Source organism: Stenotrophomonas sp. (genome assembly GCF_050737575.1).
In the GTDB taxonomy this organism is placed as follows: domain Bacteria; phylum Pseudomonadota; class Gammaproteobacteria; order Xanthomonadales; family Xanthomonadaceae; genus Stenotrophomonas.
Window position 1 is genome coordinate 368,211 of sequence record NZ_JBOHXW010000004.1, and the last position, 26,984, is coordinate 395,194.

General features: G+C 64.4%; 27 protein-coding genes and 2 tRNA genes. 5 read left to right on the plus strand and 24 right to left on the minus strand.

Annotated features, from left to right (window positions below; all coding sequences use genetic code 11):
- Positions 1-101: 101 nt before the first annotated feature.
- The 6 genes from ACREP4_RS10255 to ACREP4_RS10280 all read right to left on the minus strand — a co-directional run bounded on the left by ACREP4_RS10255 (position 102) and on the right by ACREP4_RS10280 (position 4,823).
- Positions 102-1,301, minus strand: a complete 1,200-nt coding sequence (locus tag ACREP4_RS10255) for a CynX/NimT family MFS transporter (protein WP_431596076.1) — start codon at positions 1,299-1,301, stop codon at positions 102-104.
- 259 nt (positions 1,302-1,560) lie between these two features.
- Positions 1,561-1,637: transfer RNA gene (locus tag ACREP4_RS10260), tRNA-Pro, on the minus strand.
- Between the two features lie 162 nt (positions 1,638-1,799).
- Positions 1,800-1,876 (minus strand) — tRNA-Pro (locus tag ACREP4_RS10265).
- A gap of 60 nt (positions 1,877-1,936) precedes the next feature.
- Complete coding sequence (gene cydX / locus ACREP4_RS10270) at positions 1,937-2,047, minus strand: cytochrome bd-I oxidase subunit CydX (protein ID WP_431596077.1); 111 nt, start codon at positions 2,045-2,047, stop codon at positions 1,937-1,939.
- A 34-nt stretch (positions 2,048-2,081) separates the two neighbouring features.
- Positions 2,082-3,233: a cytochrome d ubiquinol oxidase subunit II gene (cydB, locus tag ACREP4_RS10275; RefSeq protein WP_431596078.1), complete on the minus strand. Its 1,152-nt coding sequence runs from the start codon at positions 3,231-3,233 to the stop codon at positions 2,082-2,084.
- 15 nt (positions 3,234-3,248) lie between these two features.
- Positions 3,249-4,823 carry a cytochrome ubiquinol oxidase subunit I gene (locus tag ACREP4_RS10280; RefSeq protein WP_431596079.1) on the minus strand — a complete coding sequence of 525 codons (1,575 nt, stop codon included), beginning with the start codon at positions 4,821-4,823 and terminating at the stop codon, positions 3,249-3,251.
- Positions 4,824-5,025: 202 nt separating this feature from the next.
- Between ACREP4_RS10280 and cydD the strand changes: the two genes are divergently transcribed.
- Positions 5,026-6,747 (plus strand): thiol reductant ABC exporter subunit CydD, encoded by a 1,722-nt coding sequence (gene cydD / locus ACREP4_RS10285; protein ID WP_431596080.1) that lies wholly within the window; start codon positions 5,026-5,028, stop codon positions 6,745-6,747.
- Positions 6,744-8,459, plus strand: a complete 1,716-nt coding sequence (cydC, locus tag ACREP4_RS10290) for a thiol reductant ABC exporter subunit CydC (protein ID WP_431596081.1) — start codon at positions 6,744-6,746, stop codon at positions 8,457-8,459. The genes cydD and cydC overlap by 4 nt, the downstream gene beginning before the upstream one ends.
- Before the next feature lie 104 nt (positions 8,460-8,563).
- Here the strand turns inward: cydC and ACREP4_RS10295 are convergent, their stop codons facing one another.
- The 13 genes from ACREP4_RS10295 to ccmA all read right to left on the minus strand — a co-directional run bounded on the left by ACREP4_RS10295 (position 8,564) and on the right by ccmA (position 19,297).
- Positions 8,564-9,178 carry a DUF1294 domain-containing protein gene (locus ACREP4_RS10295; protein WP_431596159.1) on the minus strand — a complete coding sequence of 205 codons (615 nt, stop codon included), beginning with the start codon at positions 9,176-9,178 and terminating at the stop codon, positions 8,564-8,566.
- Positions 9,179-9,295: 117 nt separating this feature from the next.
- A complete protein-coding gene (locus ACREP4_RS10300) occupies positions 9,296-10,150 on the minus strand; it encodes a DNA ligase (RefSeq protein WP_431596082.1) in 855 nt (284 codons plus the stop codon).
- Between the two features lie 221 nt (positions 10,151-10,371).
- Positions 10,372-11,487 (minus strand): homoserine O-acetyltransferase MetX, encoded by a 1,116-nt coding sequence (gene metX / locus ACREP4_RS10305; protein ID WP_431596083.1) that lies wholly within the window; start codon positions 11,485-11,487, stop codon positions 10,372-10,374.
- A 75-nt stretch (positions 11,488-11,562) separates the two neighbouring features.
- Entirely contained in the window at positions 11,563-12,597 is a 1,035-nt protein-coding gene (locus ACREP4_RS10310; RefSeq protein WP_431596084.1) for a tetratricopeptide repeat protein, read from the minus strand.
- Complete coding sequence (locus ACREP4_RS10315) at positions 12,591-13,043, minus strand: cytochrome c-type biogenesis protein (RefSeq protein WP_431596085.1); 453 nt, start codon at positions 13,041-13,043, stop codon at positions 12,591-12,593. The genes ACREP4_RS10310 and ACREP4_RS10315 overlap by 7 nt, the downstream gene beginning before the upstream one ends.
- Complete coding sequence (locus ACREP4_RS10320) at positions 13,040-13,666, minus strand: DsbE family thiol:disulfide interchange protein (RefSeq protein WP_431596086.1); 627 nt, start codon at positions 13,664-13,666, stop codon at positions 13,040-13,042. The genes ACREP4_RS10315 and ACREP4_RS10320 overlap by 4 nt, the downstream gene beginning before the upstream one ends.
- A complete protein-coding gene (locus tag ACREP4_RS10325; RefSeq protein ID WP_431596087.1) occupies positions 13,663-15,597 on the minus strand; it encodes a heme lyase CcmF/NrfE family subunit in 1,935 nt (644 codons plus the stop codon). The genes ACREP4_RS10320 and ACREP4_RS10325 overlap by 4 nt, the downstream gene beginning before the upstream one ends.
- Positions 15,598-16,065 (minus strand): cytochrome c maturation protein CcmE, encoded by a 468-nt coding sequence (gene ccmE, locus ACREP4_RS10330; protein ID WP_431596088.1) that lies wholly within the window; start codon positions 16,063-16,065, stop codon positions 15,598-15,600.
- Complete coding sequence (gene ccmD / locus ACREP4_RS10335) at positions 16,062-16,235, minus strand: heme exporter protein CcmD (protein WP_431596089.1); 174 nt, start codon at positions 16,233-16,235, stop codon at positions 16,062-16,064. The genes ccmE and ccmD overlap by 4 nt, the downstream gene beginning before the upstream one ends.
- The gene (gene ccmC / locus ACREP4_RS10340) at positions 16,232-16,984 is read right to left on the minus strand and encodes a heme ABC transporter permease CcmC (RefSeq protein WP_431596090.1); all 753 of its coding nucleotides are present in this window, start codon (positions 16,982-16,984) and stop codon (positions 16,232-16,234) included. The genes ccmD and ccmC overlap by 4 nt, the downstream gene beginning before the upstream one ends.
- Positions 16,985-17,204: 220 nt before the next feature.
- Positions 17,205-17,885, minus strand: coding sequence for a TetR/AcrR family transcriptional regulator (locus tag ACREP4_RS10345; RefSeq protein WP_431596091.1), 681 nt, complete (start codon positions 17,883-17,885; stop codon positions 17,205-17,207).
- A 60-nt stretch (positions 17,886-17,945) separates the two neighbouring features.
- The gene (gene ccmB / locus ACREP4_RS10350; protein ID WP_431596092.1) at positions 17,946-18,641 is read right to left on the minus strand and encodes a heme exporter protein CcmB; all 696 of its coding nucleotides are present in this window, start codon (positions 18,639-18,641) and stop codon (positions 17,946-17,948) included.
- On the minus strand, positions 18,638-19,297 hold the full coding sequence (ccmA, locus tag ACREP4_RS10355; protein WP_431596093.1) for a heme ABC exporter ATP-binding protein CcmA: 660 nt from the start codon (positions 19,295-19,297) through the stop codon (positions 18,638-18,640). Before ccmA ends, ccmB begins: the two co-directional genes overlap by 4 nt.
- 179 nt (positions 19,298-19,476) lie before the next feature.
- Here ccmA and ACREP4_RS10360 point away from each other — a divergent pair, with 179 nt between their 5' ends.
- From ACREP4_RS10360 to ACREP4_RS10370, 3 genes are all read left to right on the plus strand, one after another.
- Positions 19,477-20,625 carry a pyridoxal phosphate-dependent aminotransferase gene (locus tag ACREP4_RS10360; protein ID WP_431596160.1) on the plus strand — a complete coding sequence of 383 codons (1,149 nt, stop codon included), beginning with the start codon at positions 19,477-19,479 and terminating at the stop codon, positions 20,623-20,625.
- 123 nt (positions 20,626-20,748) lie between these two features.
- Entirely contained in the window at positions 20,749-21,564 is an 816-nt protein-coding gene (locus tag ACREP4_RS10365; protein ID WP_431596094.1) for an amidohydrolase, read from the plus strand.
- Positions 21,565-21,657: 93 nt separating this feature from the next.
- Positions 21,658-22,092 (plus strand): hypothetical protein, encoded by a 435-nt coding sequence (locus tag ACREP4_RS10370; RefSeq protein WP_431596095.1) that lies wholly within the window; start codon positions 21,658-21,660, stop codon positions 22,090-22,092.
- Between the two features lie 276 nt (positions 22,093-22,368).
- On the opposite strand, the gene ACREP4_RS10375 is transcribed toward ACREP4_RS10370, so the two are convergent.
- From ACREP4_RS10375 to ACREP4_RS10395, 5 genes are all read right to left on the minus strand, one after another.
- The gene (locus ACREP4_RS10375; RefSeq protein ID WP_431596096.1) at positions 22,369-23,004 is read right to left on the minus strand and encodes a hypothetical protein; all 636 of its coding nucleotides are present in this window, start codon (positions 23,002-23,004) and stop codon (positions 22,369-22,371) included.
- 3 nt (positions 23,005-23,007) lie between these two features.
- The gene (locus tag ACREP4_RS10380) at positions 23,008-23,349 is read right to left on the minus strand and encodes a type II toxin-antitoxin system Phd/YefM family antitoxin (RefSeq protein WP_431596097.1); all 342 of its coding nucleotides are present in this window, start codon (positions 23,347-23,349) and stop codon (positions 23,008-23,010) included.
- 193 nt (positions 23,350-23,542) lie between these two features.
- Positions 23,543-25,201 carry a pseudouridine synthase gene (locus tag ACREP4_RS10385; RefSeq protein WP_431596098.1) on the minus strand — a complete coding sequence of 553 codons (1,659 nt, stop codon included), beginning with the start codon at positions 25,199-25,201 and terminating at the stop codon, positions 23,543-23,545.
- The gene (scpB, locus tag ACREP4_RS10390; RefSeq protein ID WP_431596099.1) at positions 25,194-26,048 is read right to left on the minus strand and encodes an SMC-Scp complex subunit ScpB; all 855 of its coding nucleotides are present in this window, start codon (positions 26,046-26,048) and stop codon (positions 25,194-25,196) included. Before scpB ends, ACREP4_RS10385 begins: the two co-directional genes overlap by 8 nt.
- Positions 26,049-26,064: 16 nt before the next feature.
- Complete coding sequence (locus ACREP4_RS10395) at positions 26,065-26,964, minus strand: segregation and condensation protein A (RefSeq protein WP_431596100.1); 900 nt, start codon at positions 26,962-26,964, stop codon at positions 26,065-26,067.
- Between the last annotated feature and the right edge of the window lie 20 nt (positions 26,965-26,984).

Genomic DNA, 26,984 nt, shown 5'->3' on the forward strand with positions numbered 1-26,984 from the left:
CGACCAGCTTTCATCGGCCGAATCGCAGGCAAGCCGCTTCGTTGATCTTCAGCACAAACCGATTTCACGCAGCAGAATTTACGCTTCGTGAAATCGTTGCCTCACCAATGATCTTCCAGGTGCTGCGGGCGGCAGGCGAACCAGGCGGCGGTGAGCAGCACCGTCGCGCAGACGGTCAGGAACGCGAACGGCAGCATCCAGCCGTTGGTGCGGCCGTGCAGCCAGCCGAACAGCACCGGGCCCAGGCACGCAAAGCTGTAGCCAACGCCCTGCATGAAGCCTGACAACGCGGCCGAGCCGGCTGGTGTGCGGGTGCGCAGGTTGATCAGCGTCAGCGCGAGCGGGAAGGTGGACGGGCCGAGCCCCAGCAAGGTGGCCCACAACAACGGCGCGCTCATCGGTGCCCACAGCAGGCCGGCGAATGCGGTGAGGTTGATGGCAAACGCCACCGCAACGATGGGAAAGGGATTGCGCAAGCGCACGGCCAGGGCCGGCATCAGCAATGAGGGCACCAGGCCCAATGCCGAGAATACGGCGACGGTCACGCCGCCGAACGCCGGTGACGCGCCGGCCTCGATCATCATCTTCGGCAGCCAGGTGAACATCGAATAGGTGATCAGCGAGGTCATGCCGAACATCAATGCCAAGCCCCAGCCCAACGACGTGCGCCAAACCTTGCCCGGTGCGTGGACCGGCGCGTTGTGGGCTTCAGGTGTACGCGTGCTGCGTGACATCAGCACCCACGGCAGCATCGCTGCCAGCGAGAGCAGCGCCCACAGGCCCAGCGAGATGCGCCAGTCGTAGGCGTCGGCCATCGGCACCGCCAGCAACGCCGGGATCATCGTGCCGGCCTGCAGCACGGTGATGTACAGCGTGCTCATGGTGCCAACGCGATCAGCGAAGTAGCGCTTCACCAATGGCGGCACCACCACGTTGCCGATGCCCATGCCGGCCAGTGCGATGCCGGAGCCAAGCAGCAAGGTGCCGACATTGCCGGCACTGGCGCGCACCAGCAGGCCCAGCGTGGCCAGCGCCATTGCCAGCAGCGCCGTGCGCTCCAGGCCGATGCGACGGGTCAACGCGGGGGTAGATAGACCGAACAGAGCGAAGGCGGCGGTTGGCATCATGCCGAGCACGCCGGTCATCGTGCTGCCGAAGTTGAACACCTTCTCCAGCTGATCCAACAACGGCGTCAGCGAGGTGACTGCCGTACGCAGATTGACGGCCGCCAGCACGATGGCGACGAACGCCAATACGCGGCCGCGCAGCAGGGGATGAGGGGAGGGGGCGGCGTGGGTCATAAAGCGTTCTTCACAGGTAGCGCTGCGGCCCAGACCGGGATCGGCACGGGCAAACAGGTTCAGATGGGCGATTGGGCGGCGGGGCCAGTAGAAAGTAGCTGGGCCGGAGAATCGCGATTGCGCATTGTACGGCGCGGGGTGTGAATGGGATGCGGTTGCATCGCCGGCAGCCTGATGCGGCACGGTGCGGGTAGTGGTGGATCGCCCAAGAAAAAAGGTCTGGAAATGCGCGTGCATTTCCAGACCTTTGATTCTTCCTTGGTCGGGGAGACAGGATTCGAACCTGCGACCTCTACGTCCCGAACGTAGCGCTCTACCAGACTGAGCTACACCCCGTAAGGAGCCGCCTATGATAGCGGTGACTCCACTGCCTTGCAAGTGTTTCCCCAGTGGCCAACCCCGTGGACGGGTGAGTACCGGTGCGCCCGCGAGGGCGGCTTCACACAACAAAAAAGCCTGAAAAACGTCGCCGTTTTCCAGGCTTCCTTGTGACCTTCCTGGTCGGGGAGACAGGATTCGAACCTGCGACCTCTACGTCCCGAACGTAGCGCTCTACCAGACTGAGCTACACCCCGCGAAGGGAGCCGGAAAGATACGCTCAGTCCGGGCTCCTGACAATACCTTGAAGCGTTTTTTTAGCGTTTTTCGTTGTTTTTGCGCGCTTCGCGGGCTTCAAACCACATGCCGTTGAGAATGGCCACCGTACAAGCGAGGCCGGCGCCGAGAATCCAGGCGAAATACCACATGGGATGACTCCTTTACGTATGTCGTGGATGCGGATCAGTAAGCGTTCGGGTTTTCACCCATTTCCGCCGTGGTGGTCTTGCCCTTCATTACGCGGTAGACCCAGGTGGTGTAAGCGATGATCAGCGGCAGGAAGATCACCGTGGCCAGCAGCATGATCCACAGCGTCAGGTGGCTGGACGAGGTATCCCACAGTGCCAGGCTGGAACTGGGCTGGCTGGAAGAGGGCAGCAGGAACGGGAACACCGCAAAGCCGACGGTGAAGATGATGCCGGCAATCGATGCGCCCGAGGCGAGGAACGCCAGGCCGCCACGACGCTTGCGCAGCAGCACCGCACTGAGCAGCGCACCGAGCAGGCCGATCACCGGTGCAAGGATCGTGGCCGGCATGTCGGTGTAGTTGCGCATCCAGCCGCCGGCAGCGGTGATTTCCACCGTCTTCAGCAGCGGGTTGCTCGGGCCATCGGTGACTACTTGCGAGGTGAAGGCATAACCCGGCAGGCCCATGGCCACCCACACGCCGCCCAGTGCGAACAGCACGAAGGTCAGCAGTGCGGCGATGCTGCCGAAGCGGGCCGAACGGTCAGCCACCGGGCCGTCGGTCTTGATGACCAGCATGGCGGCGCCATGCGAAACCACCATCGCCACACTGAGCAGGCCGGCAAGCAGGGCGAACGGTGTCAGCAGGCCGAAGAACGTGCCCGTGTACCAGATGCGCTGGGTGTCATCGAAGTGGAACGGAACGCCCAACAGCACGTTGCCGACGGCCACGCCCATGATCAGCGCCGGGACGAAGCCGCCAACGAACAGCGCCCAGTCCCAGTTGTTGCGCCAGCGTGCGCTGGGCATCTTGCTGCGGTACTTGAAGCCGACCGGGCGCAGGATCAGTGCGAACAGGATGACGAACATCGCCAGATAGAAGCCGGAGAAGCTGACCGCATACAGCGGCGGCCAAGCGGCGAAGATCGCACCGCCACCCAGCACCAACCACACCTGGTTGCCTTCCCACACCGGGCCGACGGTGTTGATCACCAGTCGGCGTTCTTCATCGGTCTTGGCCACGAACGGCAGCAGTGCGCCGACGCCCAGGTCGAAACCATCCATTACCGCGAAACCGATCAGCAGCACGCCGAGCAGCAGCCACCAGATCACGCGCAGTGTCGTGTAGTCCAGAAGAATGAATTCCATGAGTGTTCTCCTTCCTTATGCTTGGCGCGAGGCCGATGCGTGGTGGGAAGCGCCGGTCTGCAGCGAGGGCAGGATTTCGTCCGGACCCTTGCGGATAGCCTTCAGCATCAGCTTGACTTCGATGACGATCAGCACCGTGTACAGCACGGTGAAACCAGCCAGCGTCATCAGGATTTCATGCAGGGCCAGGCCAGAAGCGGCATAGAAGGTCGGCAATACGCCTTCCACAGCCCACGGCTGACGGCCGTACTCGGCGATGAACCAGCCGCATTCGATGGCGATCCACGGTGCCGGCAGCGACCACAGTGCAATCTTCAGGAAGGTGCGCTTGCTCTCGAAGTTGTTGCGGCACGAGTAGTAGAACGCAAAGCCGAAGAAGGCGATGAGGTAGAAGCCCAGGCCGGCCATGATGCGGAAGGTCCAGAACAGCGGGGCCACGCGCGGCACGGTGTCCATTGCCGCCTGCGAGATTTCCTGCGGGCTGGCGTTGAGGATGTCCTCGCGGTAGCGCTTCAGCAGCAAGCCATGGCCCAGGTCCTGCCAATGGCGGTCAAACATCTCGCGGGCTTCAACGTCGTTCTTGTCGGCGCGGATGCGTTCCAGTGCACCGTAGGCCAGCTGGCCACCACGGATGCGGTGTTCAGCGCGGTCCACCAGTTCCAGGATGCCCGGGATCGGCTGGTTGAACGAACGGGTCGCAATCAGGCCCATCAGGTACGGGATCTTGATCTCGTAGTCGTTCTGGTGGGTCTTCTGGTTCGGGATGCCGAAGGCGGTGAAGTCGGCCGGGGCAGCCTCGGTCTCCCACATCGCTTCAATCGCGGCCAGCTTCATCTTCTGGTGTTCGTTGGCGGCGTAACCGCTTTCGTCACCCAGCACCACCACCGACAGCGAGGACAGCAGGCCGAACGCGGCAGCCACGGCGAACGAGCGGCGGGCGACGTCATGGTGCTTGTTGCGCAGCAGGAACAGGGCGCTGATCGACATCACAAACATCGCGCCGGTGACATAACCGGCCGACACCGTGTGCACGAACTTGGCCTGTGCCACCGGGTTGAACAACACGGCCATGAAGTCGACGACTTCCATGCGCATCGTTTCCGGGTTGAACACCGCACCGACCGGGTTCTGCATCCAACCGTTGGCGATCAGGATCCACAGTGCCGACAGGTTGGTGCCCAGCGCCATCAGCCAGGTCACCGTGAGGTGCTGCACCTTGGACAAACGGCCCCAGCCGAAGAAGAACAGGCCGATGAAGGTCGCTTCAAGGAAGAACGCCATCAGGCCTTCGATGGCCAATGGAGCACCAAAGATGTCACCAACGTAATGGCTGTAATACGACCAGTTCATGCCGAACTGGAATTCCATGACGATGCCGGTACTCACGCCGATGGCGAAGTTGATGCCGAACAGCACGCCCCAGAACAGGGTCATGCGGCGCCAGACATCTTTGCCGGTCATGACATAGACGCTCTCCATGATCGCGATCATGAAGGACAAGCCCAGCGTGAGCGGGACGAAAAGGAAGTGGTACATCGCGGTCAGTGCAAACTGCAGCCGCGACAGCTCTACGACTGTTGGGTCGATCATAGCCAGGCTACCTCGTTGGTGTTGGGCATCTTTGGGTGGCAGGAGTGGGGTTAATGACGTGGATGCTCCCTGTTCATGCTTACCCCCGCCTTGATCTGGATCAATGAGGCCCAGGCGTGCAGCAGCGATCTTGCATGGGGCCGGCGGGCAGGGAGCAGCTTGCTTACAATCGGGCGGATTCCTTTCAGCTGAGTTGCCAGTCTTGAGCGATGTTCCACATTCCAGCGATACGGTGCGTCAACAGCGTCGTCAACAACAGCAGTGGCTTGCATCCCTGGCCGCTGGCGCACGTTCGCGGCAGCGGCTGGCCGCCCTGGCGGTGTGTGGCTCGGGCGCGTTGCTGATCGTACAGGCCGCGGCGATTGCCTGGTTGATCCAGAGCATAGTCGTGGAGCGTGTAGCCATTGTGGAGACCGGCCCGGCTTTCGGGCTGCTGGCGTTGACCCTGCTGCTGCGCAGTCTGCTGGGCGGGCTGGCGCAGACGGCGGCCGGTGACGTGGCCGATACCGCCAAGCTGGCCTTGCGCGCGCAGATCTACCGGCGGCTGATGGAGCGCGGCCCGCTGTGGCTGCGGCGGCAGCGCACCGGCGAGCTGGGCGAACTGCTGCTGGCGCACGGCGATGCCATCGAAGGCTATTACGCCGGTTTCCAGCCGGTGCGGGTGGAAGTGGTGGTGGTGCCGCTGTTGATCCTGGCTGCAGTGGCCTACGTGGATTGGGTGGTGGCGCTGATCTTCCTGTTCACCGCGCCGCTGGTGCCGTTTTTCATGATGCTGGTGGGCTGGGGCGCGGAAGCGGCCGGGCGCGCCCAGTTGGGCGAACTGGCGCGGATGAGCGGCCACTTTGCCGACCGCATCAAAGGCCTGGGGCTGCTGCGTCTGTACGGGCGCGGTGAGGCCGAGCTGGACGGCATTGAACAGGCGGCTGAAGGCGTACGCGTGCGCACCATGAAAGTGCTGCGCATCGCCTTCCTGTCCTCCACGACGCTGGAGTTCTTTGCCTCGGTGAGCGTGGCGATGGTGGCTTTGTATCTGGGCCTGAGCTACCTGGGGATGATGTCGCTGCATTCGTTTGTGCCCACCTTGGGCACCGGCATGTTCTGCCTGCTGCTGGCGCCGGAGTTCTACGCGCCGCTGCGGCGCTTGGCCGCGCACTATCATGACCGCGCCAATGCGCTGGCCGCTGCCGCCGAAGTAGAGCGCTTGTTGGCCGATGATGCGTCGCCCGCAACCACGGACGAAGCCGGCATTGCGCCGGTCAGTACCGAGCCGGCGCAGCTGCATGCGCCGATGGTGCAGGTGCAGGCCATCACGTTGCGCCCGCAAGGTGCAGGCCACGATGTGCTGGCAGGTTTTTCATTGGACATCGAACAAGGGCAGCGTTTGGCCCTGGTCGGGCCCAGCGGCAGCGGCAAGAGCACCTTGCTGGAAGCGCTGGCCGGTTGGCTGCCGGTGCGCGAGGGCAGAATTGTGACGCGCGACGGCCTGCGTATCGGTTACGCCGGGCAGCGGCCGTATCTGTTCCACGGCAGCATTGCCGACAACCTGCGGCTGGCGGATCCGGCCGTCAGCGATGCGCGCTTGCAGGCGGTGGCCGAGGTCGCGCAGGTCATGCGTTTTGCACAGCACTTGCCGCAGGGCCTGGACACGGTGATCGGCGAGCGCGGGTTTGGTTTGTCCGGTGGCGAGGCCCGGCGTATTGGTTTGGCGCGGCTGTTGCTGCGCGAGCCGGATCTGTTTCTGCTCGACGAACCCACCGCATTCCTCGATCCACAAACCGAGCACGATCTGCTGCAGGCGCTGGCGTCGCATACGCGCGGGCGCACCGTGTTGATGGCCACGCATAGCGAGGCCGCGATGCGCTGGGCGGACAAGGTCATCACCTGGCCGGCCAATCTGCACGCACATGAAGGGGAGCGCGCATGAAACCGAAAGAGATCGTGTGTGAGAACACGAGCCGTGCAAAGGGTCGGCGCGATGACATGCGTGGCGTGTTCGTACGTCATGGCGGCTGGCTGCTGCTGACCACCGTGCTGCTGTTCACCACCATGCTGGCCGGTGTCGCCTTGTTGGGCTTGTCCGGCGGCTTCCTCACTGGTGCCGCATTGGCCGGCGCGTTGGGCGCAGGCGCGACCTTCAACTTCTTCTCGCCGTCGGCCGGTATCCGTGGCCTGACGATGATGCGGATCCTGTCGCGCTACCTGGAAAAACTGGTCGGCCACGACGCCACCTTGCGCATCGCCCGTGACTTGCGGGTGTGGTTCTTCCGGCGTGCATTGCCGCTGGCGCCGGCACGGCTTGGCAGCAGCCGTACTGGCGAGCTGCTGGCGCGATTGATCTCCGATATCAGCGATGTCGACGGCGCGGTGGTACGCGCGGTAGGCCCGTTGCTGGCACTGGTGGGGATTGCGTCGGTCGCAGTGTTTGCGGCGGCACTGATCTACTGGCCAGCCGCAGTGTTGTTGGCTGTGCTGGGGGCGCTGGTCGGGCTGGGCGTGCCGGTGTTGGCGGTGCGTCGCGGCGATGCCAACGAGGCTCAGCGTGCGCAGCACCGTGCGGGTCTGCGCACGCTGGCGTATGAAGGTCTGGAAGGCGTTGCCGATCTTGCTGCGCTGCATGCGCGTGATGCCTGGGCGCTGCGCGTGGACGAAGCAGCGGGGCAGTTGGCCGTTGCGGATCGACGCCGCAGGCAGCGTTTGATCGGCGGCAACATGCTGCATTCGCTGCTGTCAGGACTCGGCTTGCTGGGGATGTTGTGGCTGGCTTTGTCGGCATTCGAGGCCGGCAAAGTGGAAGCGCCGATGGCTGCTGGTTTGATCTTCCTGACCGTTGCGCTGTTGGAAGTCGCCGCAGGCAGCAGCCTTGCCTGGCAGGCGCTGCAGTCGGCGCGGGTGGCGGCAAAACGGCTGGAGCAGATCGTGGATCAGCCGCCTGCCGTGCACGACCCCGCGCAGCCCGTCGCCGTGCCTCCGCCGCCGGCCGTGTTGTCGTTTGAAAACGTGGTGTTCGCGTGGCCGGGTGAAACACGGCAGTTGCTTGACGGCGTTGATCTACAATTGGCGCCCGGTGAGCGCATCGCCATCCGCGGCGACAGCGGTTGTGGCAAAACCACGTTGTCGGCCTTGATGCTGCGGCTGTGGGACCCGCAGCAGGGCGTTATCCGCTACGGCGGCGCGGACCTGCGTGGCTTCCTGCAGGACGACTGGTATCGCCAGATCGCCTGGTTGCCGCAAGGTGCCCCGGTATTTGCCGGCAGCATTGCCGAAAACCTGCGTCTGGGTTCGCCCGATGCCAGCGACGCCGCGATGTGGTCGGTGCTGGAGCAGGTGCGGCTGCAGGAATGGGCGCAGCAGCAGGGTGGCTTGTCGGCGTGGGTAGGCGAAAATGGCGCCACCATGTCGGCCGGTCAGGCGCGTCGTTTGGCTCTTGCCCGCGCACTGCTGCGCAACGCACCGTTGATGGTGCTGGACGAACCCACCGAAGGTCTGGATGTGGATACCGCCCACGCCTTGTTGACCGATCTGGCCGCTGCGTTGGGCAACCGCAGCCTGCTGATGATCACCCACGGCGAGTTGCCTGAAGGGGTGGTGCAGCGCGAGTACCGCCTGCACCGTGGGCAGTTGCAACAGGTGGACTGACCGGGTTTGAAGCGCGGCCGTTATGGCCGCGCTATCGGTTGCTGTCATCAAAGTGACGATGCGCCTGCAGGATGACGATGTCGTCATCCGCTACTAACGCAAGCTCAGAATGCGGTGGTCAGTAGCGTGTCTTTCAGCGTGACCAAAGCGATGACGCCGAGAATGTTGAACACCACCGTCACCCAGAAAACACGCTGGAAATTGCGCTTGCTGGTCTTGTGATTGAACAAGCCTTGCGCCAGTAACGCACCCGGCCAACCGCCCAGTAACGCGATCAAGTGCAAGGTGCTTTCCGGTGTCCGCCAGCGGTTGCCTTGCGCGGCGGCTTTATCGCTGAGGTAGAAAATCAGCGCGAGCAGGCTGAGGCTGCTGATTGTCAGCATCGCCCAGTCGGGAATGAACTTCGCCATCCATGCCAGCGTCACAGCAAGCAGCGTCAGCAGCCCGAGTGTGGTGCGTGGCAATCGCGGCGCGGGGCCAGAAGGCTTTGCTGCGGCCTGGACCTTGCTGGTCGCGGCGAAGCGGATGGCGGTGGCATTGAAACGCCCGCGCGCATCCTTCTTCTGCTCGTAGCTGATCAGCAGGCCATTGGCTGGCCGCTGCGGCGTGCGCTCGAAGGCTTTGATGTGGACGAAGGCACGATCGCCACCGCCGTTGGGCACGACAAAGCCGAAGCCCTTGTCGTCATTCCAATCCTGAAGTCGTCCCTGATAACGCATGCCGCCCCCCGTGCTGTCTGCGCGCATTGAAACCCAGCATGCCGGTACCTGTGAAGGGGAAGAAAGGCTTTGCTCATGGTGTTGCAGCGATTCATCTTTGCATGCTGGAGTCGGTTTTTATGGGCGTGCGTTGGCTGGCGGGGAGTCCTCGCGTACCCGCAGGAAGCGGGCAAAACGCGGCAGGCCGTGGACGGTGAGGCCGTTGTAGCGGTAGGTGATGAGGCTGCCGATAGCCGGCGGGTTGGCGCGTTGGGCATCACTCAAACCGCTGCCAATGCGGAAGCGTCTTCCGTCGTCGGATTGCACCTGCAGTGCGCCGACCATGCCTTCGTATTTTCCTTTGCCGGGCACATAACCGGCCACGCGCGCTTCGGCATCGTCAAAGAGTTTGAGTTTCAACAGGCCTTCGCTGCGCCCGGCAGCGTAGTAGTTGTCCTGGTGATGCAGCATCAAGCCTTCGCCACCGGCGGCAACCACTTCTTGCAGGTGTTTGTGCAGTGACGCGGCGTCGCTGAAACGCTGTTGGGCGATGACGGCCAGATAAGGATTGTTTGTGCCATGAACCAAGCCGCGCATGGCGGCGAGCCGTTGCTCGAAGGTGCCGGGATGCGCGGGCAGGTCGAAGGCCATGAAGCGCAAGGTGCGCCATTGCGTGTCGTCGGCAGGCGTACTGCGAACGATAGCGCTGGTGGAATCGAAAGCGTTGCGGCTGGCCCACAATTCGCCATCAAGCGGTTGCTGTGGCCACGCATGGGTGAACCATGCCGGCGCCGGGATGATGTTGCCGGCGCGGCTGATCAATCGGCGGCCGTCCCAGTGGGCACGGACGCCGTCGAGCTTTTCGCTGACCAGATAGCGGGAAACATCGGGGCCGTCCTGCCATTGCCCGGCAAGCATCAGCGGCGGAGGTGATGCGCTGGCCGCGGGCATGCAGCACAGCAGGAGCAGGCAGTACAGGAAGAAGCGCAGCATGGTGAACCCTCGTGCGGTGAGGGCTGCCAGCGTGGGCCGGGGAGATGCGTGCGCCTATCGGGTGTGGGGGCTTGGTTGCGTAGGAAGCTGGGTGTTGGGATTTCTGGGTCGCGGATATGGCGAAGAAGGGTGGTTGTTTGGATGGGGCAAGCGGTTGCTTGGTGGTTTTTGGGCAGGGGGGAGCTTCTACCGTAGATGCCGAACCGCAGTACCGCGTCCGTTTACGCAATCGACTGCAAAAAGCTTCCCACTGCGGGTCCAAAACGGTCGTAATCCACCAGGAAGGCATCATGGCCTTGTGGAGAATCCATGCCGATGAATTGCGTTTCGGCGCCGCCAGCACGCAGGCCATCGGCGATCTGCTGTTGCTGCTCCACCGGGAACAGAATGTCGGTGTTGGCGCCAATCGCAAGGGCGCGTTCGACACGGATTTTGGCCAGCCCGGCCATCACGTCGCCCTCGCCGTATTCGGCCAGGTCGAACCAATCCATCGAGCGGCCGAGGTAGAGATAGCAATTCGGGTCGAAGCGGCGGACGAAGCGACGCGCGTGCCCTTCCAGATAACTTTCCACCTGGAACTCCAGCCCAAACGGGCCGTCATCGGTCAGTTCCGAATCCAGTCGCACGCGACCGAAGCGGCCATCCCATTCCAATGCGGAGCGGTAGGTGATGACGCCCAGCTTGCGCGCCATGCGCATGCCCGATTCGGGGTAGCTGTTCTCGTCGTAGTCGCCGTTGTTCCAGGCCGGATCCAACCGGATGGCTTCGCGCTGCAGCGAGCGGATGGCGATGGAAAACGGCAACGCCTGCGCGCTGCCAGAGATATTGATATGGGTGCGGGCAATACCTGGATGCTGCAGCAACATGGCCAATGCGGTCATGCCGCCCATGGAGTTGCCGATCAAACAGGCCAGCTGCGCGATGCCGAGCGCTTTCACCACTTCGGCTGCGGCGTTGGCCACGTCCTCGATGGACAGCTCGGGGAACGTCAGGCGATACGGTTTGCCACTGGCCGCATCGAGCGTCGCTGGGCCAGTGGAACCCTTGCAGCTGCCCAGCGAGTTCACGCAGATGACAAACCAGCGGTCGGTATCAATCGGTTTGCCGGGGCCGAGCATGGGCTCCCACCAACCGGAAGCGGGATTGCCGGCGTTGCTGGCCGCATGCGCGTCCGGCGACAGGCCGGTGACGATCAGGATGGCATTGCCCGCATCGGCGGCCAGCGTGCCCCAGGTTTCGTAAGCGACATGGGCACCGTGCAGGGCGCCGCCACGCTTCATCGGGAACGGGGACGAGAGCGCATGAAAGCGGCTGCCTTCGGGGATGAATTCAGTCATCGGCCAATTTTAACGGGCGTGGAAGGGCGGGCTTTGCATGCGCTGATAACCGGACGTTATTTGAATATGTCCGGCTCAGGGTTGTCCCAGCGTGATGTCCAGCGGCTTGTCGGTCGGCAGCGTGACGCGGACGGGCGCGGAATCAACATCGCCGTCCTGGCGCATGGCCTGGCCGCTGGCGGACAGTCGCGCGAACACTTCCACTTCCGTCAACGCCGACAGCTTCTGTGTGGGCATCGGGCTGTCGCTGTCGTCCAACGTGACGGTCAGCGGCAAGGACTGTGCGGGGTGACGTTCTGCAGCGACCGGCATCGGCGGGCCGCCGGGAATGCGGGCAATGATGAACACGCTGTCCTTGCCCGACGCCACGCGCGCGGCCAATGACGGCACCAGCGCGACCGTCACGGTGATGGCATTGGCTGAAGTGGCGCTGGCCACCGCTGCAACCGCGACCGGAGCCGCTGCGGGCGCCGGCGCAGTTGCGACCTTGCCGCGCGCGGCATCGATCTGCTCCTGCAGTGCCGTCGCCGCAGCCGGTTCCAGCCTCGGCAGCAGGCTTTCCCAAGTGCGGGCGGCATCTTCGTTCTGGCCGCGCTGACGCTGCACGATGCCGATCAGCCAGATCGCACGCTCGTTGTCAGGTGCCAGCGTGCGCGCATGCTGCAGCCATTGCGCCGCGGTGTCGTCGAACAGGAAATCCGGTGCCGCCTGGGCGCGGGTCTGCGCGGCTTCCACCAGCAGGCCGGGTTCGTCCGGGGCCAGCGTCACTGCACGCTCATACGACACGGCCGCATCGGCGATCTTGCCGATTTCCAGTTGCGAGCGTGCCAGCAGTACCCAGCCGTCCATCCGCTCGGGGTTCTGCTGCAGCGCCGACTGCAACTGGGCAATACCTTCTTCGATGGTCTGCGGTGCCGCGGTGGCCGCATGCGGCTGCAACGCTGCCGGCGTGCCCAGCCATTGGTAGAGGCCAAGCGTGGCAACCACCAAGGCGCTGACCAGCGTGGCCCAGATACGGCGTTTACCGCTGCGCCACAATGGCCACAGCGTGAGTCCGGTGGCGACAGCTGCGAGCAGCGCAGCGCCTGCAAGAAACAGGGTGTTCACCATTGACGATCTTCCTGTGCGTGCTCGTCCACGTCGGGTGCTGGCAACGCGCGTGCGCGTTTGCGCACTTGGACGACCAGCACCACGGCGCCGGCAAGCAACAGCAGGCCCGGGCCGAACCACAACAGCGCGGTGCTGGCTTCCATCGTCGGGCGGTACAGCACGAACTCGCCGTAACGCTCGACCAGAAACTGCTTGATCTGCGCGTCGCTGCGGCCTTCGTGCATCAGCTTGAGCACTTCGCGGCGCAGGTCATGTGCGATCTGCGCGTTGGAATCGGCCAGCGATTGGTTCTGGCATTGCACGCAACGCAGTTCGGCGGTGAGTGCGTGGAAGCGGGCTTCTTCGGCGCGGTCGCGGTACTGCAGCGGGGTGGGATCACCGGCCGGTTGTGCGCAGGCAGCCAGTGCCATGCCCAGCGACAGCAGTGCGCCGACCATCCACTTCATCGTGCGGCGCCCATGTCGGTGCCGTGCTTGCCGTTGGCTTGCGCTTCAACCTTTTCCAGTGCCGGGATCAATTGCTGATCGAGCACGTCCTGGGTGATGGCGCCGCTGTACTTCCAGCGCACGATGCCACTGCCATCGACCAGGAAGGTTTCCGGTGCGGCGGCGATGCCCCAATCCAGCGCGGTGCGGCCTTCTTCATCGGCCAGCACCACCATGTACGGATTGCCCAGCTGCTCCAGCCAGCGCAGGGCATCGGTGCGCTCGTCTTTCCAGTTGTAGCCGATCACGCGCACGCGCTTGGTTTCGGCAAAGCGGGTGAGGATGGGGTGTTCGTCGCGACAGGCCGGGCACCAACTGCCCCACACATTGAGCAGGTACGGTGCGCCGCGCAGTTGCTGATCGCTGACCTGCACGCTGGGGTCGTGCAGGACCGGCAGGTTGAACGCGGGCGCCGGTTTGCCGATCAATGCCGAAGGCAAGGTGTCGCGGTCGGGGCGGTCCGAACGGCTCACCCCGTACAGCATCAGCCCCAGCAAGCCGAGGAAGAACAGCGCGCCGATGACGACGGCCACCAGCGGCAGGCGGTGCGGTTTGTTGGATTCGGGAGGTGTGGAAGTGGTCATTTGGCTTTACCAGGCAACCGGCGGAAACGGCGGTCAAGCGCGGTGATGAAGCCACCCAGGGCCATCAACGCAGCGCCCAGCCAGATCCAGCGGACAAAGGGTTTGATCTGTACTCGCACGGCCCAGGCGCCGTCGCCGAGTGATTCTCCCAGCGCAACGTAGATATCGCCACCCAGCGCGGGATGAATGCCGGCTTCGGTCATCGGTTGGCCGCCGCTGGCGTACATGCGTTTTTCCGGGTTCAACCGGGTAATGAATTTGCCGTCGCGCAGCACCTGTAGGTGGCCGCGATCAGAGTGGTAGTTGGGGCCTTCACTGGCATCCACGCCTTCAAACAGCAGCGTATAGCCGCCAGCATCCACCGATTTTCCGGGAGCCAAGGCCACTTCGTGCTGCACGTTGAGCGCTTCCACCAACAGTGCGCCGACCAGAAACACCGCGATGCCCAGGTGGCCGACCAACATGCCGGTCATCTCGGCATTCAAACGGCCGCTGCTGCGTAGGCGCGTCCACAGGTAATACAGCGTGCCGCCGGCCACCCACGCCGCACCGGCAATGCCGAAGGCGGTCTTGAGTTTGCCTTGGGGGGCGACTACCCAGCCGATCACACCCAGCACCACGGCCAATAACGCCCACGGTGCCAGCAAGGCGAGCGGGCGCAGGCCTTGTTCGCGCTGCCAGCGGGTCAGCGGGCCGAACGGCAGCAGCATCACCAGCGGCGCCATCAACACCACGAACAGCGTGCCGAAGTACGGCGGCCCCACCGATACCTTGCCCAGGTCCAGTGCGTCGGCCAGCAGCGGGTAAAGCGTGCCGAGCAGCACCATCGCGCAGGCGCAGGTGAGCAGCAGGTTGTTGGCGAGCAGCAGGGTTTCACGCGAGTTGAGTGCGAAGGCGCGGTTGGCATCGCGCGCATTGCCGCTCAGCGTCGGTACGCGGATCACGTACAGCAGCAGCGAGGCGCCAACCACCAACGCAAGGAAGATCAGAATGAACAAGCCGCGCGCCGGATCAGCGGCAAAGGAATGCACGCTGGTCAGCACGCCCGAACGCACCAGGAAGGTGCCCAGCAGCGACAGTGCGAAGGCGGCGATGGCCAGCAGCAAGGTCCAGCCGATGAACACGCCGCGTTTTTCGGTCGCCGCCTGCGAATGCAGCAGCGCTGCACCCACCAACCACGGCATGAAGCTGGCGTTCTCCACCGGATCCCAGAACCACCAACCGCCCCAGCCCAGTTCGTAATACGCCCACCAGCTGCCCAGCGCGATACCCAGCGTGAGGAAGCCCCAGGCTGCGTTGGTCCACGGCCGCGTCCAGCGCAGCCAGCGCACGTCGATATGGCCGTCGAGCAAGGCGGCGATGGCGAAGGCGAACGGGACCACGAAGCCGACGTAGCCGATGTACAGCAGCGGCGGATGGATGATCAGCCCCGGGTCCTGCAGCAGCGGGTTCAGGTCATGGCCTTCGACCGGCGACGGCAGCAACCGCTCGAACGGATTGGAGGTGAACAACAGGAAGGCGAGGAAGCCAACGCTGATCATGCCCATCACGGCCAGCACGCGCGCCACGACCGGGTCGGGCAGTTGTCGCGAGAATTGGCTTACCGCTGCGCTCCACAACGCCAGCACCAGCGTCCACAGCAGCAGTGAACCCTCGTGTGCGCCCCACACCGCGGAGTAGCGGTAGATCATCGGTAGCAGCGAGTTGGAGTTCTCGGCGACGTAACGCAACGAGAAATCCTGGCGCACAAAGGCGATGGTCAACACCACGAAGGCACCCAGCACCGTGACCAGCTGCAGCATGGCGGCGGGGCGTGCGGTGGCGATCAAGGCCGGCAGTTGGCGCTGTGCACCGATCAGCGGCAGCACGCTCTGCAGCAGCGCTGCCAGCAGTGCAAGGATCAGCAGGACCTGTCCAATTTCAGCGAGCACTCAGGGCGTTTCCGTAGCAGGGGCGGTGGCGGGGACCTGGTGCTTGGTATGCGCTTGGCCCATCTTGTCGGCCAGCTCCTTGGGCATGTAGGTCTCGTCGTGTTTGGCCAGTACGTCTTCGGCCACGAACACGCCATCAACCATGCGCCCGGTGGCGACCACGGCCTGACCTTCGCGGAACAGGTCGGGCAGGATGCGGTCGTAGCTGACCGGTAACAGGGCATCGCCGTCGGTCACCTCGAAGCGCGCCAGCAGTGCGCCGGGTTCGCGCTTGAACGAGCCCTTGTTGACCATGCCGCCCAGCCGGAACCGCGCATCGGCCGGCACCTTGCCGGCGTGTACTTCGGCTGGCGTGTACAGATAGGCGATGTTGCGCTGCAAGGCCAGAGTCACCAAGGTGACCGCAATGCCGGCCACGGCCAGCACCAGGACCACCAACAGCAAGCGGCGGCGTTGGGTGGGGCTCATCGGCTCAGCTCCTCGTCCACTGGCGTTGCCGCCGCGCGGTTGGCGCGGGCCACACGACTGCGGGCCTCACGCAATTGCTGACGGATCTGCAGGCGCGGCACGATGAAATCCCAAGCCAGCACGATGAAGAACACGCCATAGGCCATGGCGACGTATTTGAAATAGGTCATGCCGCTTTCTCCAGACGTTCTCGCAGCCAAGCCTTACCGGCTTCACGGCGCAGGTTGTCGGCGCGCGCACGGGTCAGCAGCGAGCCGGCAAACCAGAACTTGGTGGCCAGCACCATCAGCCACAGTGGCAACACCATGCTGCTGTCCATGCTGGATTCGCCAAACACGCTGATGGTCTGTCCCTGATGCAGGGAGTTCCACCAATCCACGGAGTAACGGATGACCGGCAGCAACGCCACGCCGACGATGGACAGCAGGCCGGCGGCACGCGCAGCGGCGCGGCGGTCGTCAATGGCGCCGTACAGGCCCATCACGCCCAAGTACAGGAACAGCAGAATCAGCTCGGTGGTCAGGCGCGGGTCCCAATCCCACCAGGTGCCCCACATCGGCTTGCCCCAGATGCTGCCGGTGAGCAGGGTGATCAGGGTGAACGCCGCGCCGATTGGTGCGCAGGCCATCGCCAGGATTTCGCAGAGTTTGATCCGCCAGATCAGCGCGATGGCGCTGTAGAAAGCCATCAATCCAAATACGAACAGGCTCATCCAGGCCGCTGGCACGTGGATGTAGAGAATGCGGAAGCTGTCGCCTTGCTGATAATCCGCCGGCACCACCGCCAGCGCCTGCCACAGGCCATAGCCGAATAACGGCAGCGAAGCGAGGTAACACCACGTTGACCAGCGGGCGGCGAAGGTGTCGAAGTAGGGCGGTGAGCCCAGCTTGTGAAACCAACCTACTAAACCTTTGAACATCCGCTCGCTCGCTGGGGAAGACCAAGGCCCGGTCACATGACGTGATGGGCCGGCTGGGTGCCGCCAGTTGCGGCACCGTTGCTGTTTTCAGACTAGGCTCAAGATACCTGAAAACCGCCGAATGGTCGGCCAGTGCGTGCTCGATGAGTGAAGCGTGCGACCAACGGTCGCAGGGGGCTATTGCCTGCGTGGAGTCGCGCTGCGCTGCGGCAAAATCGACTTAGGTGCGCGGCAGCACGCCAGCGAGGAAGAGCCGTACCGCCAGCCGCGCCTGCTGCTTGGCGTTGGGAATATCGTCCGGGCTCATGCGGCCGTTGACCGAGCGCAGGACCAGGCCGCCGATCACCATCATGTAGAACAGGTGCGCACTGCGGTCCGGGTCTTCCACGTGCAGACGGCCGGCTTCGGTCTCACGCTGGAAGTAGTCGTTCAACAGCGCTTCCATCGGCTCCACGCCGTGCGCATGGAACCAATCGCGCAGCTCCGGCAGGCGCATGCCTTCGGAGATGACCACGCGGTGGCAGGCAATCCGGGCGGGGGTGAGGATTTCCTCGACCATCCGGTAGGCCGCTTGTTCGAGGGCTTCTTCCGGTGGCAGCGTGGACTGCATCAACTCGTCCAGGCTCTGCCCGAAGCTGTCGATGCTGCGCTCCATCAAGGCGTGTACCAGCCCGGTCTTGTCGCCGAACGCGCGGTACAGGGTGGCCATCGAGCCGCCGGCGCGTTTGACGATGTCCGACAGACGCGCGGCCTGGTAGCCCTTTTCGTTGAATACCTCGGTCGCCGCTTCGAGGAACTTTTCAACGCGCAGTTCGCCGCGGCGTTGCAGTTCGACCACAGGACGGGGCGGGAGGGTGGGCTTTCCCGTCTCCGGGGTTTTCGGGCGGTGCCTATTGGGCATTGGGGTCAGCGGGGCCGTGAAGCAGTCAGGAAGAATACCGTTGTTTATGCGGTATACGAATTACGAATTGGCAATACGGATCGCCGCGGCAGCAGTGATCGGCGCCAATAATGCGCAGACCACCAGCCCGGCGCCAAGCATCAGCAGCGGACCGCTGGGGTCGAAGCCGCGGGCGGCCAGCGCCACGGCCCCGGCGCCGAATACCAGTACCGGCACGTATAACGGCAACACCAGCAAGGCCAGCAGGATGCCGGCACGGCGCATGCTCACCGTCAACGCGGCGACCACGGCGCCCAGCAGGCTCAGCAGCGGTGTACCCAAGGCCAGGGCAGCCAGTAGCGCCGGCAGCTGTTCGCGCGGCAGCTGCATCAGTTCGGCCAGCAGGGGGCTGATCAGCACCAGCGGGAAGGCGGTGGTCAGCCAATGCGAGAACACCCGCACCGCGACCAGCCATGCCAGCGGGATCGGCGAAAGCAACCATTGCTCCAGCGAACCGTCCTCGGCGTCGCTGCGGAACAGCGTGTCCAGCGACAGCAAGCCGGCCAGCAGGATCGACAGCCACAACACGGCCGAGGCCACGTTCTGCAGCAGCTTTGGTTCGCCGCCCAGGGCAAGTGCGAACAGTGCGACTACAAGCAGCGCGAACAGGATGGGCTGCGCCGCGTCGCCGCGCCGTCGCCATAACAGGCGCAGGTCGCGTGCGAGCAGGGCCTTGGCGGCGGTGATCAGGGTCGGCTGCGGACCGGGCAGGCTCATGCCGCCTGCTCCTGTGCTTGTGCGCTGGCAAGCACGAGTGTGCGATTGCGCACCGGCGGCGCAGCATAGGCGCCGTGGGTGGTGACCAACGCAGCACCGCCACTGCGCAGGTGCGCGGAAATCATGCGGTTGACCAGGTTGATGCCGTCCAGATCGAGGTTGGCATAGGGTTCGTCGAGCAGCCACAGCGGTGCCGGCGACAACCAGACGCGGGCCAGTGACAGGCGCTTTTTCTGGCCGGCCGACAGCTGCCGCACCAAGGTGTCTTCATAGCCGGCCAAACCGACGATGGCCAGCGCGTTGCCCGGCATCTGCCGCGCGCGACGGCCCTGAAGCCCGCACATCAGGTGCAGGTTCTCCAATGTGCCAAGGTCCTGCTTGAGCGCGGTGAGGTGGCTCAGGTACGCCATGTAACGCGAACGTTCGTGACTGTTGGCCGGGCGCCCGTCGATCTCGATCCTGCCATCGTCCGGCCGCAGCAATCCTGCCAATACGCGCAGCAGCGTGGTCTTGCCGGCGCCATTACCGCCTTGCACCAGCAGCGCTTCGCCGGCATCCACATGCAGGTCGAGCGGGCCGAACACCGGGTCGTCATTACGGGTGAATCGCAGGCCGCGTGCGGCGAGCAGCGGCGGGGTGTTCGGGGAGTCAATCATCGGATCGGCGCTTCCGTCCTTGGGGTGGCAGCGCAGCCGGGCTGGCGCATGGGGCGGCGGCATTATAGACCCGCCGTGGCGGGCTTCATGGCCTGGAACGCAGTGATGCCGGCGCGCTGCCCCCTGATTGCTGGCTTTGCGTACACTCGCTGCTCTCTTTCCCCCGCGTGTACATGCCGATGCAGCCGCAGACCAAGTTGCCCAAGGTGGGCACCACCATTTTCACCGTGATGTCGCAGATGGCCGCCGAGCATGGCGCCGTGAATCTGGGACAGGGTTTCCCGGATTTCCCCGCGCCGCAGCGCTTGATCGACGAAACCGCCAAGGCCATGCGCGAGGGTTTCAATCAGTACGCGCCGATGACCGGTGTGGCGCCGTTGCGCCAGGCCATCGCCCAGAAGGCACTGGATTGCTACGGCGCGCAGGTTGATCCGGACAGCGAAATCACCGTCACCTCCGGCGGTACCGAAGCCATCTTCAATGCCATCCACGCCGTGGTGCGTGCCGGTGATGAAGTCATCGTGCTCGACCCGGCGTATGACTGCTACGAGCCGGCGATCGACCTGGCCGGTGCGCGGGCGGTGCATATCGCGCTCGATCCGCAGACTTTCGCCGTGGACTGGGGCAAAGTGCGCGCGGCGATCACGCCGAAGACCCGCATGTTGATGGTCAACACCCCGCACAACCCGTCCGGCGCGATGCTGTCGGCCGCCGACATGCAGGCACTGATCGACGTGCTGCGCGGGACCGACATCTATCTGATTTCCGATGAGGTGTACGAGCACATCATCTATGACGGCGTGCGCCACGAATCGGCGTTGCGTTACCCGGAGCTGCGCGAGCGCGCGTTTGTCATCTCCAGCTTCGGCAAGACCTACCACTGCACCGGCTGGAAGATCGGCTACGCCATCGCGCCGCCGGCCATGACCGCCGAGTTCCGCAAAGTGCATCAGTACAACACCTTCACTACTTACAGCCCGGCGCAATACGGTTTTGCCGCGATGATCCGCGACGAACCCGAGCATCACCTGGAGTTGGGCGCGTTCTACCAAGGCAAGCGCGACCGTTTCCGCGAGCAGCTGCTGACCACGCGCTTGAAGCCGCTGCCGGTGCCCGGTGGTTATTTCCAGTTGGTGGATTACTCGGCCATCAGCGACCTGCCGGACCACGAATTCGTGAAGTGGCTGACCATCGAAAAGGGCGTGACTGCGATTCCGCTGTCGCCGTTCTACGAAACGCCGCCGGCCGGGCAACGCCTGGTTCGTCTGTGCTTTGCCAAGAACGATGCGACGCTGGACGCGGCCATCGAGCGCCTGCAGAAGCTGTGATTGAGAGCAGGGAGTGGGGAATAGAGAGCGGGGAATGAAAGTTTCTTTGCTCCTGATTTGCTCCATTCCCGTTCGTGCTCCTTCATTCCCTGTTCCCCATTCCCCCATTCCCGGCTTCAAACAATGACCGACCTCCGTATTTCTCTCGTCCAGGGCGACACCCGTTGGCACGATCCGGCCGCTAATCGCGAGCACTACGGCGCCTTGCTGGCGCCGCTGGCCGGCACGACGGATCTGGTGATCCTGCCGGAGACCTTCACCAGCGGTTTTTCCAACGACGCCATCGACAAGGCCGAAGACATGGACGGCCCGACCGTTGCATGGATTCGCGAACAGGCGCGCGCGCTGGGTGCGGTCGTCACTGGCAGCGTGCAGCTGCGCGTGGGCGAGGGCGTCTACAACCGCCTGCTGTGGGCCACGCCGGACGGCGAACTGCAGCACTACGACAAACGCCACCTGTTCCGTTTTGCCGGTGAGCACAAGCGTTACGCAGCGGGTGAAGCGCGCCTGTGCGTGGAGTTGAAAGGGTGGCGGATCAATCCGCAGATCTGTTACGACCTGCGTTTCCCGGTGTTCTGCCGCAATCGGTTTGATGTCGAACGGCCTGGGCAGATGGATTTCGATCTGCAGATCTTCGTGGCGAACTGGCCCTCGGCCCGCGCCTACGCCTGGCAGACGCTGGCACGCGCACGCGCCATCGAAAACCTGTGTTACGTGGCAATCGTCAACCGTGTCGGTGTGGATGGAAACGGCCTGCATTATTCCGGCGACAGTGCGGTGATTGATTACCTCGGTCAGCCGCAGTTGGAAATCCGCGAGCGCGAACAAGTGGTCACCACCACCATTTCCGCAGCGGCATTGGCCGCGCACCGTGAGCGCTTCCCGGCGATGCTGGATGCCGATGCATTCGCACTTTCCGGGCCGGTAGCGACAGGCTGAACGTCAACCCGATGCGGAGGCTGGCGCGGCGCAGTAGGGCAGGGCTTGGCTGCTAGGCTCGGCATCGGTTTCAACACGCAGGAGGCTGCAACCATGAAATCCACATTGGCAGTGTTGGTGTTGTTGGCAACGGCGGGCTTGGCGCCGGCCGCACAGGCAGCGGGCAACATCGACTGCGAACTGCACTACACCCTTTCCGGCTGGTCGGCGTTCTACAAGACCGCCGAAGGCACGGGAACGATCACCTGCGACAACGGCTCCAGCATCCCGGTCAAGATCACCGCCAAGGGTGGCGGCCTGACCGTTGGTCGCACCACCATCACTGATGGGCGCGGCAAGTTCACTGGCGCGTATTCCACCAATGACCTGCTCGGCACCTATGCCGCCGCGGAAGTGCATGCCAGCGCTTCGCGCGCCAGCGACGCACAGGCAATGACCAAGGGCGATGTCTCGCTGGCACTTGCCGGCACCGGCCGTGGTTGGAGTCTGGGCGTGGGTTTCGGCAAGTTCGTGATCGAGCGCCGCTGAAACGGCTCGGTAAGTTGAAGGTCGCAGCTTTAAAAGCCCCTCTCCCGCGTGGCGGGAGAGGGGTTGGGGTGAGGGCGCTCTGAAAGCACGTAGAGCTAAGGAGCTGCCCTCATCCGCCCTTCGGGCACCTCGCTCCGCGCCCCGGCCTCGCATAGCATGCGAGGCGTTCAGCCATGCACGAGCCAGTGGCTCGTAAGCCGCATGCCTTCACCCCGCCTGCGGGAGAAGGGACAGCTGCAAGAGCAACCGCAAGATCAACGGCCAAAGCCAAAGCCCTCACTCCTCCTGCACCACCGGAAACGCCTTCAGCGCAGCCCACACAATCGGCTTCGCCCATTCCGGCACCTGCGCGAATTCCTCCTGCGCCGCCGGGCACAGAATCCGGCCTCGCTCCAGCTCAAGCACCAGCAGCGGTTCGACCTGTCCATCGGCATCCGCCGGGCGGCTGTTGTCGTAGACGTGCAATGTCGTGAGATAGGGCAGCAGCTCGATCAGATTGAGTCGTGAACTATCGAAACGCTGGCGGATCTTGGCCTCGGGAATGTCGTGACCGCCTGCGATAACGCGCTCGGCAACACGCTGCAGATGCAGCTCCACGTTTTCCAATCCGCAGAACCAGATACTCACTTCATGTTGCTGGCAGGCATCACGCAGCAATGCGGGAATCGTGTTTGCTCCCAGCGTGGTTTCAAAGGCGTAGTCGTGATTTTCGGCCATCGCATCGCGCAGCCGCCGGGTGCCTTCCAGCCAAGCGGTGGCGTTGGCTTCTTCAAGCGGCCAGCCGCGTTCGACCAATTGCCGGGTGAACGCGTCGGGATTGAACCAGGTGGCGCCGTCCTCGTGCAGCATCATGCCCAGCAGCGAACTCTTGCCGGCGCCGTTGACGCCGGCCAACACCAGAATCCGTGCCACCGCTTAGAGCGACTTGCCCAGCGTGACCTTGCCGCCGCGACGTGCAGGTCGGTCGAACACCTTGGACAGCCCGTCGGCCTTCAGTGAGGAAAGATGCACGTCGAACTCGGCCTGCAAGGCCTTGAGTGACTGTGCGCGCTGCGCCGCCGTCGAGGTGCTGTTGGCTTGTGTCACCAAACGCTCGTATTCCTCAGCTGAGACCACGACCGCCTGCGGATGGTTGTGATTGGTGATCACCACCGCACCGCGCTTGCTTACCTTGCGCATCAGCTCAGGCCAGCCCTTGGCCTTGACGTCGCTGGCGGGCGTCCTTTCCAGGTCAAGCAGGTTCAGTGAGAAGTCCATGGCCGGTCTCTGATCGGTAGTTGCATTGAACGCTACTCCAAATTTCCCATTTAGGGAAATTTGCACATTATTCCCATTAAGTTACCTGGGAGTCGCGGTTCCGTTGACGAGGGCTGCCAACGAGCAGCCCAAACGCAAAAACGCCCGGTGCATTGCACCGGGCGTTCTGTTTCAGCGTAGCTGCGGGCGACTATCAGCCGCCGCGCGGGCCACGGTTGCCGCCGCCACCGGGACGGCCACCGCCGCCTGGGCGACCTGCGCCACCCGGACGGTTGCCGCCGGGACGCGGGCCGCCGGAGGGACGACCGCCGGGGCCACCCGGGCCACGGTTGCCGCCGCTCGGGCGACTGGCCGGACGTGCGCCGTACGGGCTGTAGCTCGGGGTTGCGTGATCAGACGGGAAGCTCGGGGCGTTGCCCGGGTGACCGTACGGATGCTTGCGCTGGCCCTGGCCGGCACCTGCGCCGCCGGCGCCCTGCGAACGGCCTTGGCCGCCCGCACCGTAGCCGCCGCCCTGCGGACGACCCTGGCCCGGGCCACCGCGGCCGGGGCCTGCACCTGGGGCGCCGCCCGGACGCGGCTTGCCGTACGGACGTGCCGGGCCTTCACCTGCGGCACCACGGCCGGGGCCACGGTTGCCGCCCGGGCCGGCGTTGCGGTGACCGCTCGGGCCGGTGCTCACGCCGTCCGGCACATACCAGGTGCGGAATGCGGCGGGGTTGCCATCGGGCAGGCTGCGGTCGCCGGCCGGCTTGCGCTGCTTGAACGGACGCTGCGACTGCTTGGCAGCGGCGTCGCCGCTGACCGTCAGGCCGCCCTTGTAACCACCGCCCGGCTTGCCGCCACGGCCACGGCCGCGGTCTTCGCGCACAGCGTCGAAGCGGCGCAGTTCGCGGCCTTCGTCGGCGGTGCTGTGGCCGTTGACGTAGGCATTGCCGCGGCCGCCTTCGCGCGAGACGCGCACGGTGGTCTTGGCCGCCTTGCGCTGGCCGATCACCGGCTGCAGGGTCAGCGCGGACGGGGTGCCTTCTTCCAGCTTCAGCTGGGCGCGCAGCGCCTCAACCTGCGGGCTGGTCAATTCCACCGACTTGCCGCGCATCAGTTCGCGCGGCAGCTCGATCTTGCCGTAGCGGGTGCGCTTGAGGCGGCTGACCTGGCAGCCCTGCGATTCCCACAGGCGGCGCACTTCGCGGTTGCGGCCTTCCTTGACGACCACGCGGAACCAGTCGTGCGAATCGGTGCCGCCAATGCGCTCGACTTCGTCGAACTTGGCGCCGCCGTCTTCCAGCAGCACGCCGCGACCGAGGCGCTCGATGATGGCGTCGGAGACCTTCTCTTCGCCTTCCGGGGCGCGCACGCGGACCACGTACTCGCGCTCGACCTCAAAGGACGGATGCATCATTGCGTTGGCCAACTCACCGTCGGTGGTCGCCAGCAGCAGGCCGGTGGTGTTGATGTCCAGACGGCCGATGGCGATCCAGCGCGCGCCCTTCAGCGGCGGCAGCGCTTCAAACACCGTCGGACGGCCTTCGGGATCGTCACGCGTGGTGACTTCGCCTTCGGGCTTGTTGTAGATCAGCACGCGCGACGGATCGGTCAGGGCGCTTGCAACAAAGCTGCGGCCGTCGAGGTCGATCTTGTCGCCGCTCTTGACCGACATGCCGACCTGCGCGGTTTCGCCGTTGACCTTGACCAAGCCGTCGGCGATGCGCTGTTCCAGCGCGCGGCGCGAGCCCAGTCCGGCCTGGGCCAGAACCTTGTGCAGGCGCTCTTCGAGCTTGGGCTGTTCGGTGCCGGTTTCGCGCTTGAGCGAAAGCTTGTTCAACGTCGACTTACGGGGGGTGTCACTCATCTGTTTTGCTCCGGCCGGCGTTTTCCGCGTCGGCCTCATGGTCGGAATCGGCTACGTCAACAGCCACGGTCGTCGTCGCGACGGCGTTGTTTTCAGTTTGTTCCACTTCCGCCGCGCGCTCTCCCGGCGCGGCGTCGGGTTCGCCCGTGAGGGCGGTGTCGGATGCGGCTGCTTCCAAATCCGGGGATTCGTTGGCAGCTGCGTTAGTTGGGTTATCTGATTCGCCCGGCTCGGCACCGTTATCGGGTGCGGCAGCGCCAGCAGTCAGTGGTGCAGCGGGTTGGCCGTCGCCATCCAGCGGAAGTTGCGGTTCCAGTTCGCCGATGTCACGCAGCTCGGACAGCGGCGGCAGTTCGTCCAGGCGCTTGAGCCCGAAGTAATCCAGGAAGCCCTTGGTGGTGCCAAACAGTGCCGGTTTGCCAGGCACGTCGCGGTGGCCGATGACCCGGATCCACTCGCGCTCTTCCAGCGCCTGGATGATGTTGCTGCTCACCGCCACGCCGCGCACCTGTTCGATCTCGCCACGGGTGATGGGCTGGCGGTAGGCGATCAGCGCCAGGGTTTCCAATGTGGCGCGGGTGTAGCGGGTCTTGCGCTCGGTCCACAGCCGGGACACCCAGCTGTGCACTTCGCCGGTGATCTGGTAGCGGAAGCCCGAGGCCACCTCGACCAGTTCCACGCCACGCTCGGCACACGCCTCGCGCAGCAGTTCCAGTGCACGCTCCACGCTGCCCGGGGGCGCCGGAGCGTCTTCCGGAAACAGGCCTTGCAGCTGCGACAGGGTCAGCGGCTGGCTGGAGGCCAGCAGGGCACCTTCGACAATACGGTTGATCAGCGGTTGATCCATGCGTCGGTCTGGTTGCTCAGGCGGGGTCGGCGTCGGCGTCATCGAACTCGCTGGAGAAGGCCAGCGGAGCGTTGGTGTTGCCGGAAGCCAGGGACTTCACGTAGATCGGGGCCAGCGAGGTTTCCTGCACGATGTCCAGCAGCTGCTCCTTGGCCAGTTCCAGCATGGCCAGGAAGGTCACCAGTACGCCGAGCTTGCCTTCTTCGGCGCTGAACAAGGTTTCAAAGCGGTAGAACTTGCCGTCTTCCAGCTGGCTGAGGATGTCGCCCATGCGCTGGCGCACACTCAGTGCCTCGCGTTTGATGGCGTGGCCGCTGAACAGCTCGGCGCGCTTGAGCACGTCATGCAGCGCCAGCAGCATTTCCTTCAGGTCCACCGGCGGCGGCAGCTTCACCGCAATGCGTTCCGGCACGAAGGCCGTTGCCAGGCTGGTGTCGCGGTCCTGGCGGGGCAGGCTGTCGATGTCTTCGGCAGCCTGTTTGAAGCGTTCGTATTCCTGCAGACGACGGACCAGCTCCGCACGCGGATCGGCTTCATCGCCTTCCACGCTTGGCGGCCGGGGCAGCAGCATGCGCGATTTGATCTCGGCAAGCATGGCGGCCATGACTAGGTATTCGGCTGCCAATTCAAAGCGCAGCTCCTGCATCACATTGATGTATTCAACGTATTGCTTGGTGATCTCGGCGACCGGGATATCCAGGATGTCCAGGTTCTGCCGGCGGATCAGGTACAGCAGCAGATCCAGCGGGCCTTCAAATGCATCCAGGATGACTTCCAGCGCGTCCGGCGGGATGTACAGATCCTGTGGGATCTGCAGTACCGGCTGCCCATGCACCATCGCCAGCGGCATTTCCTGCTGCTGCGGTATATGGGGCGGCGTTGGCGGGTTCGCGTCGTGCGCGAGTTCGGAAGTCATCAGGTCGACATCGGGTATTA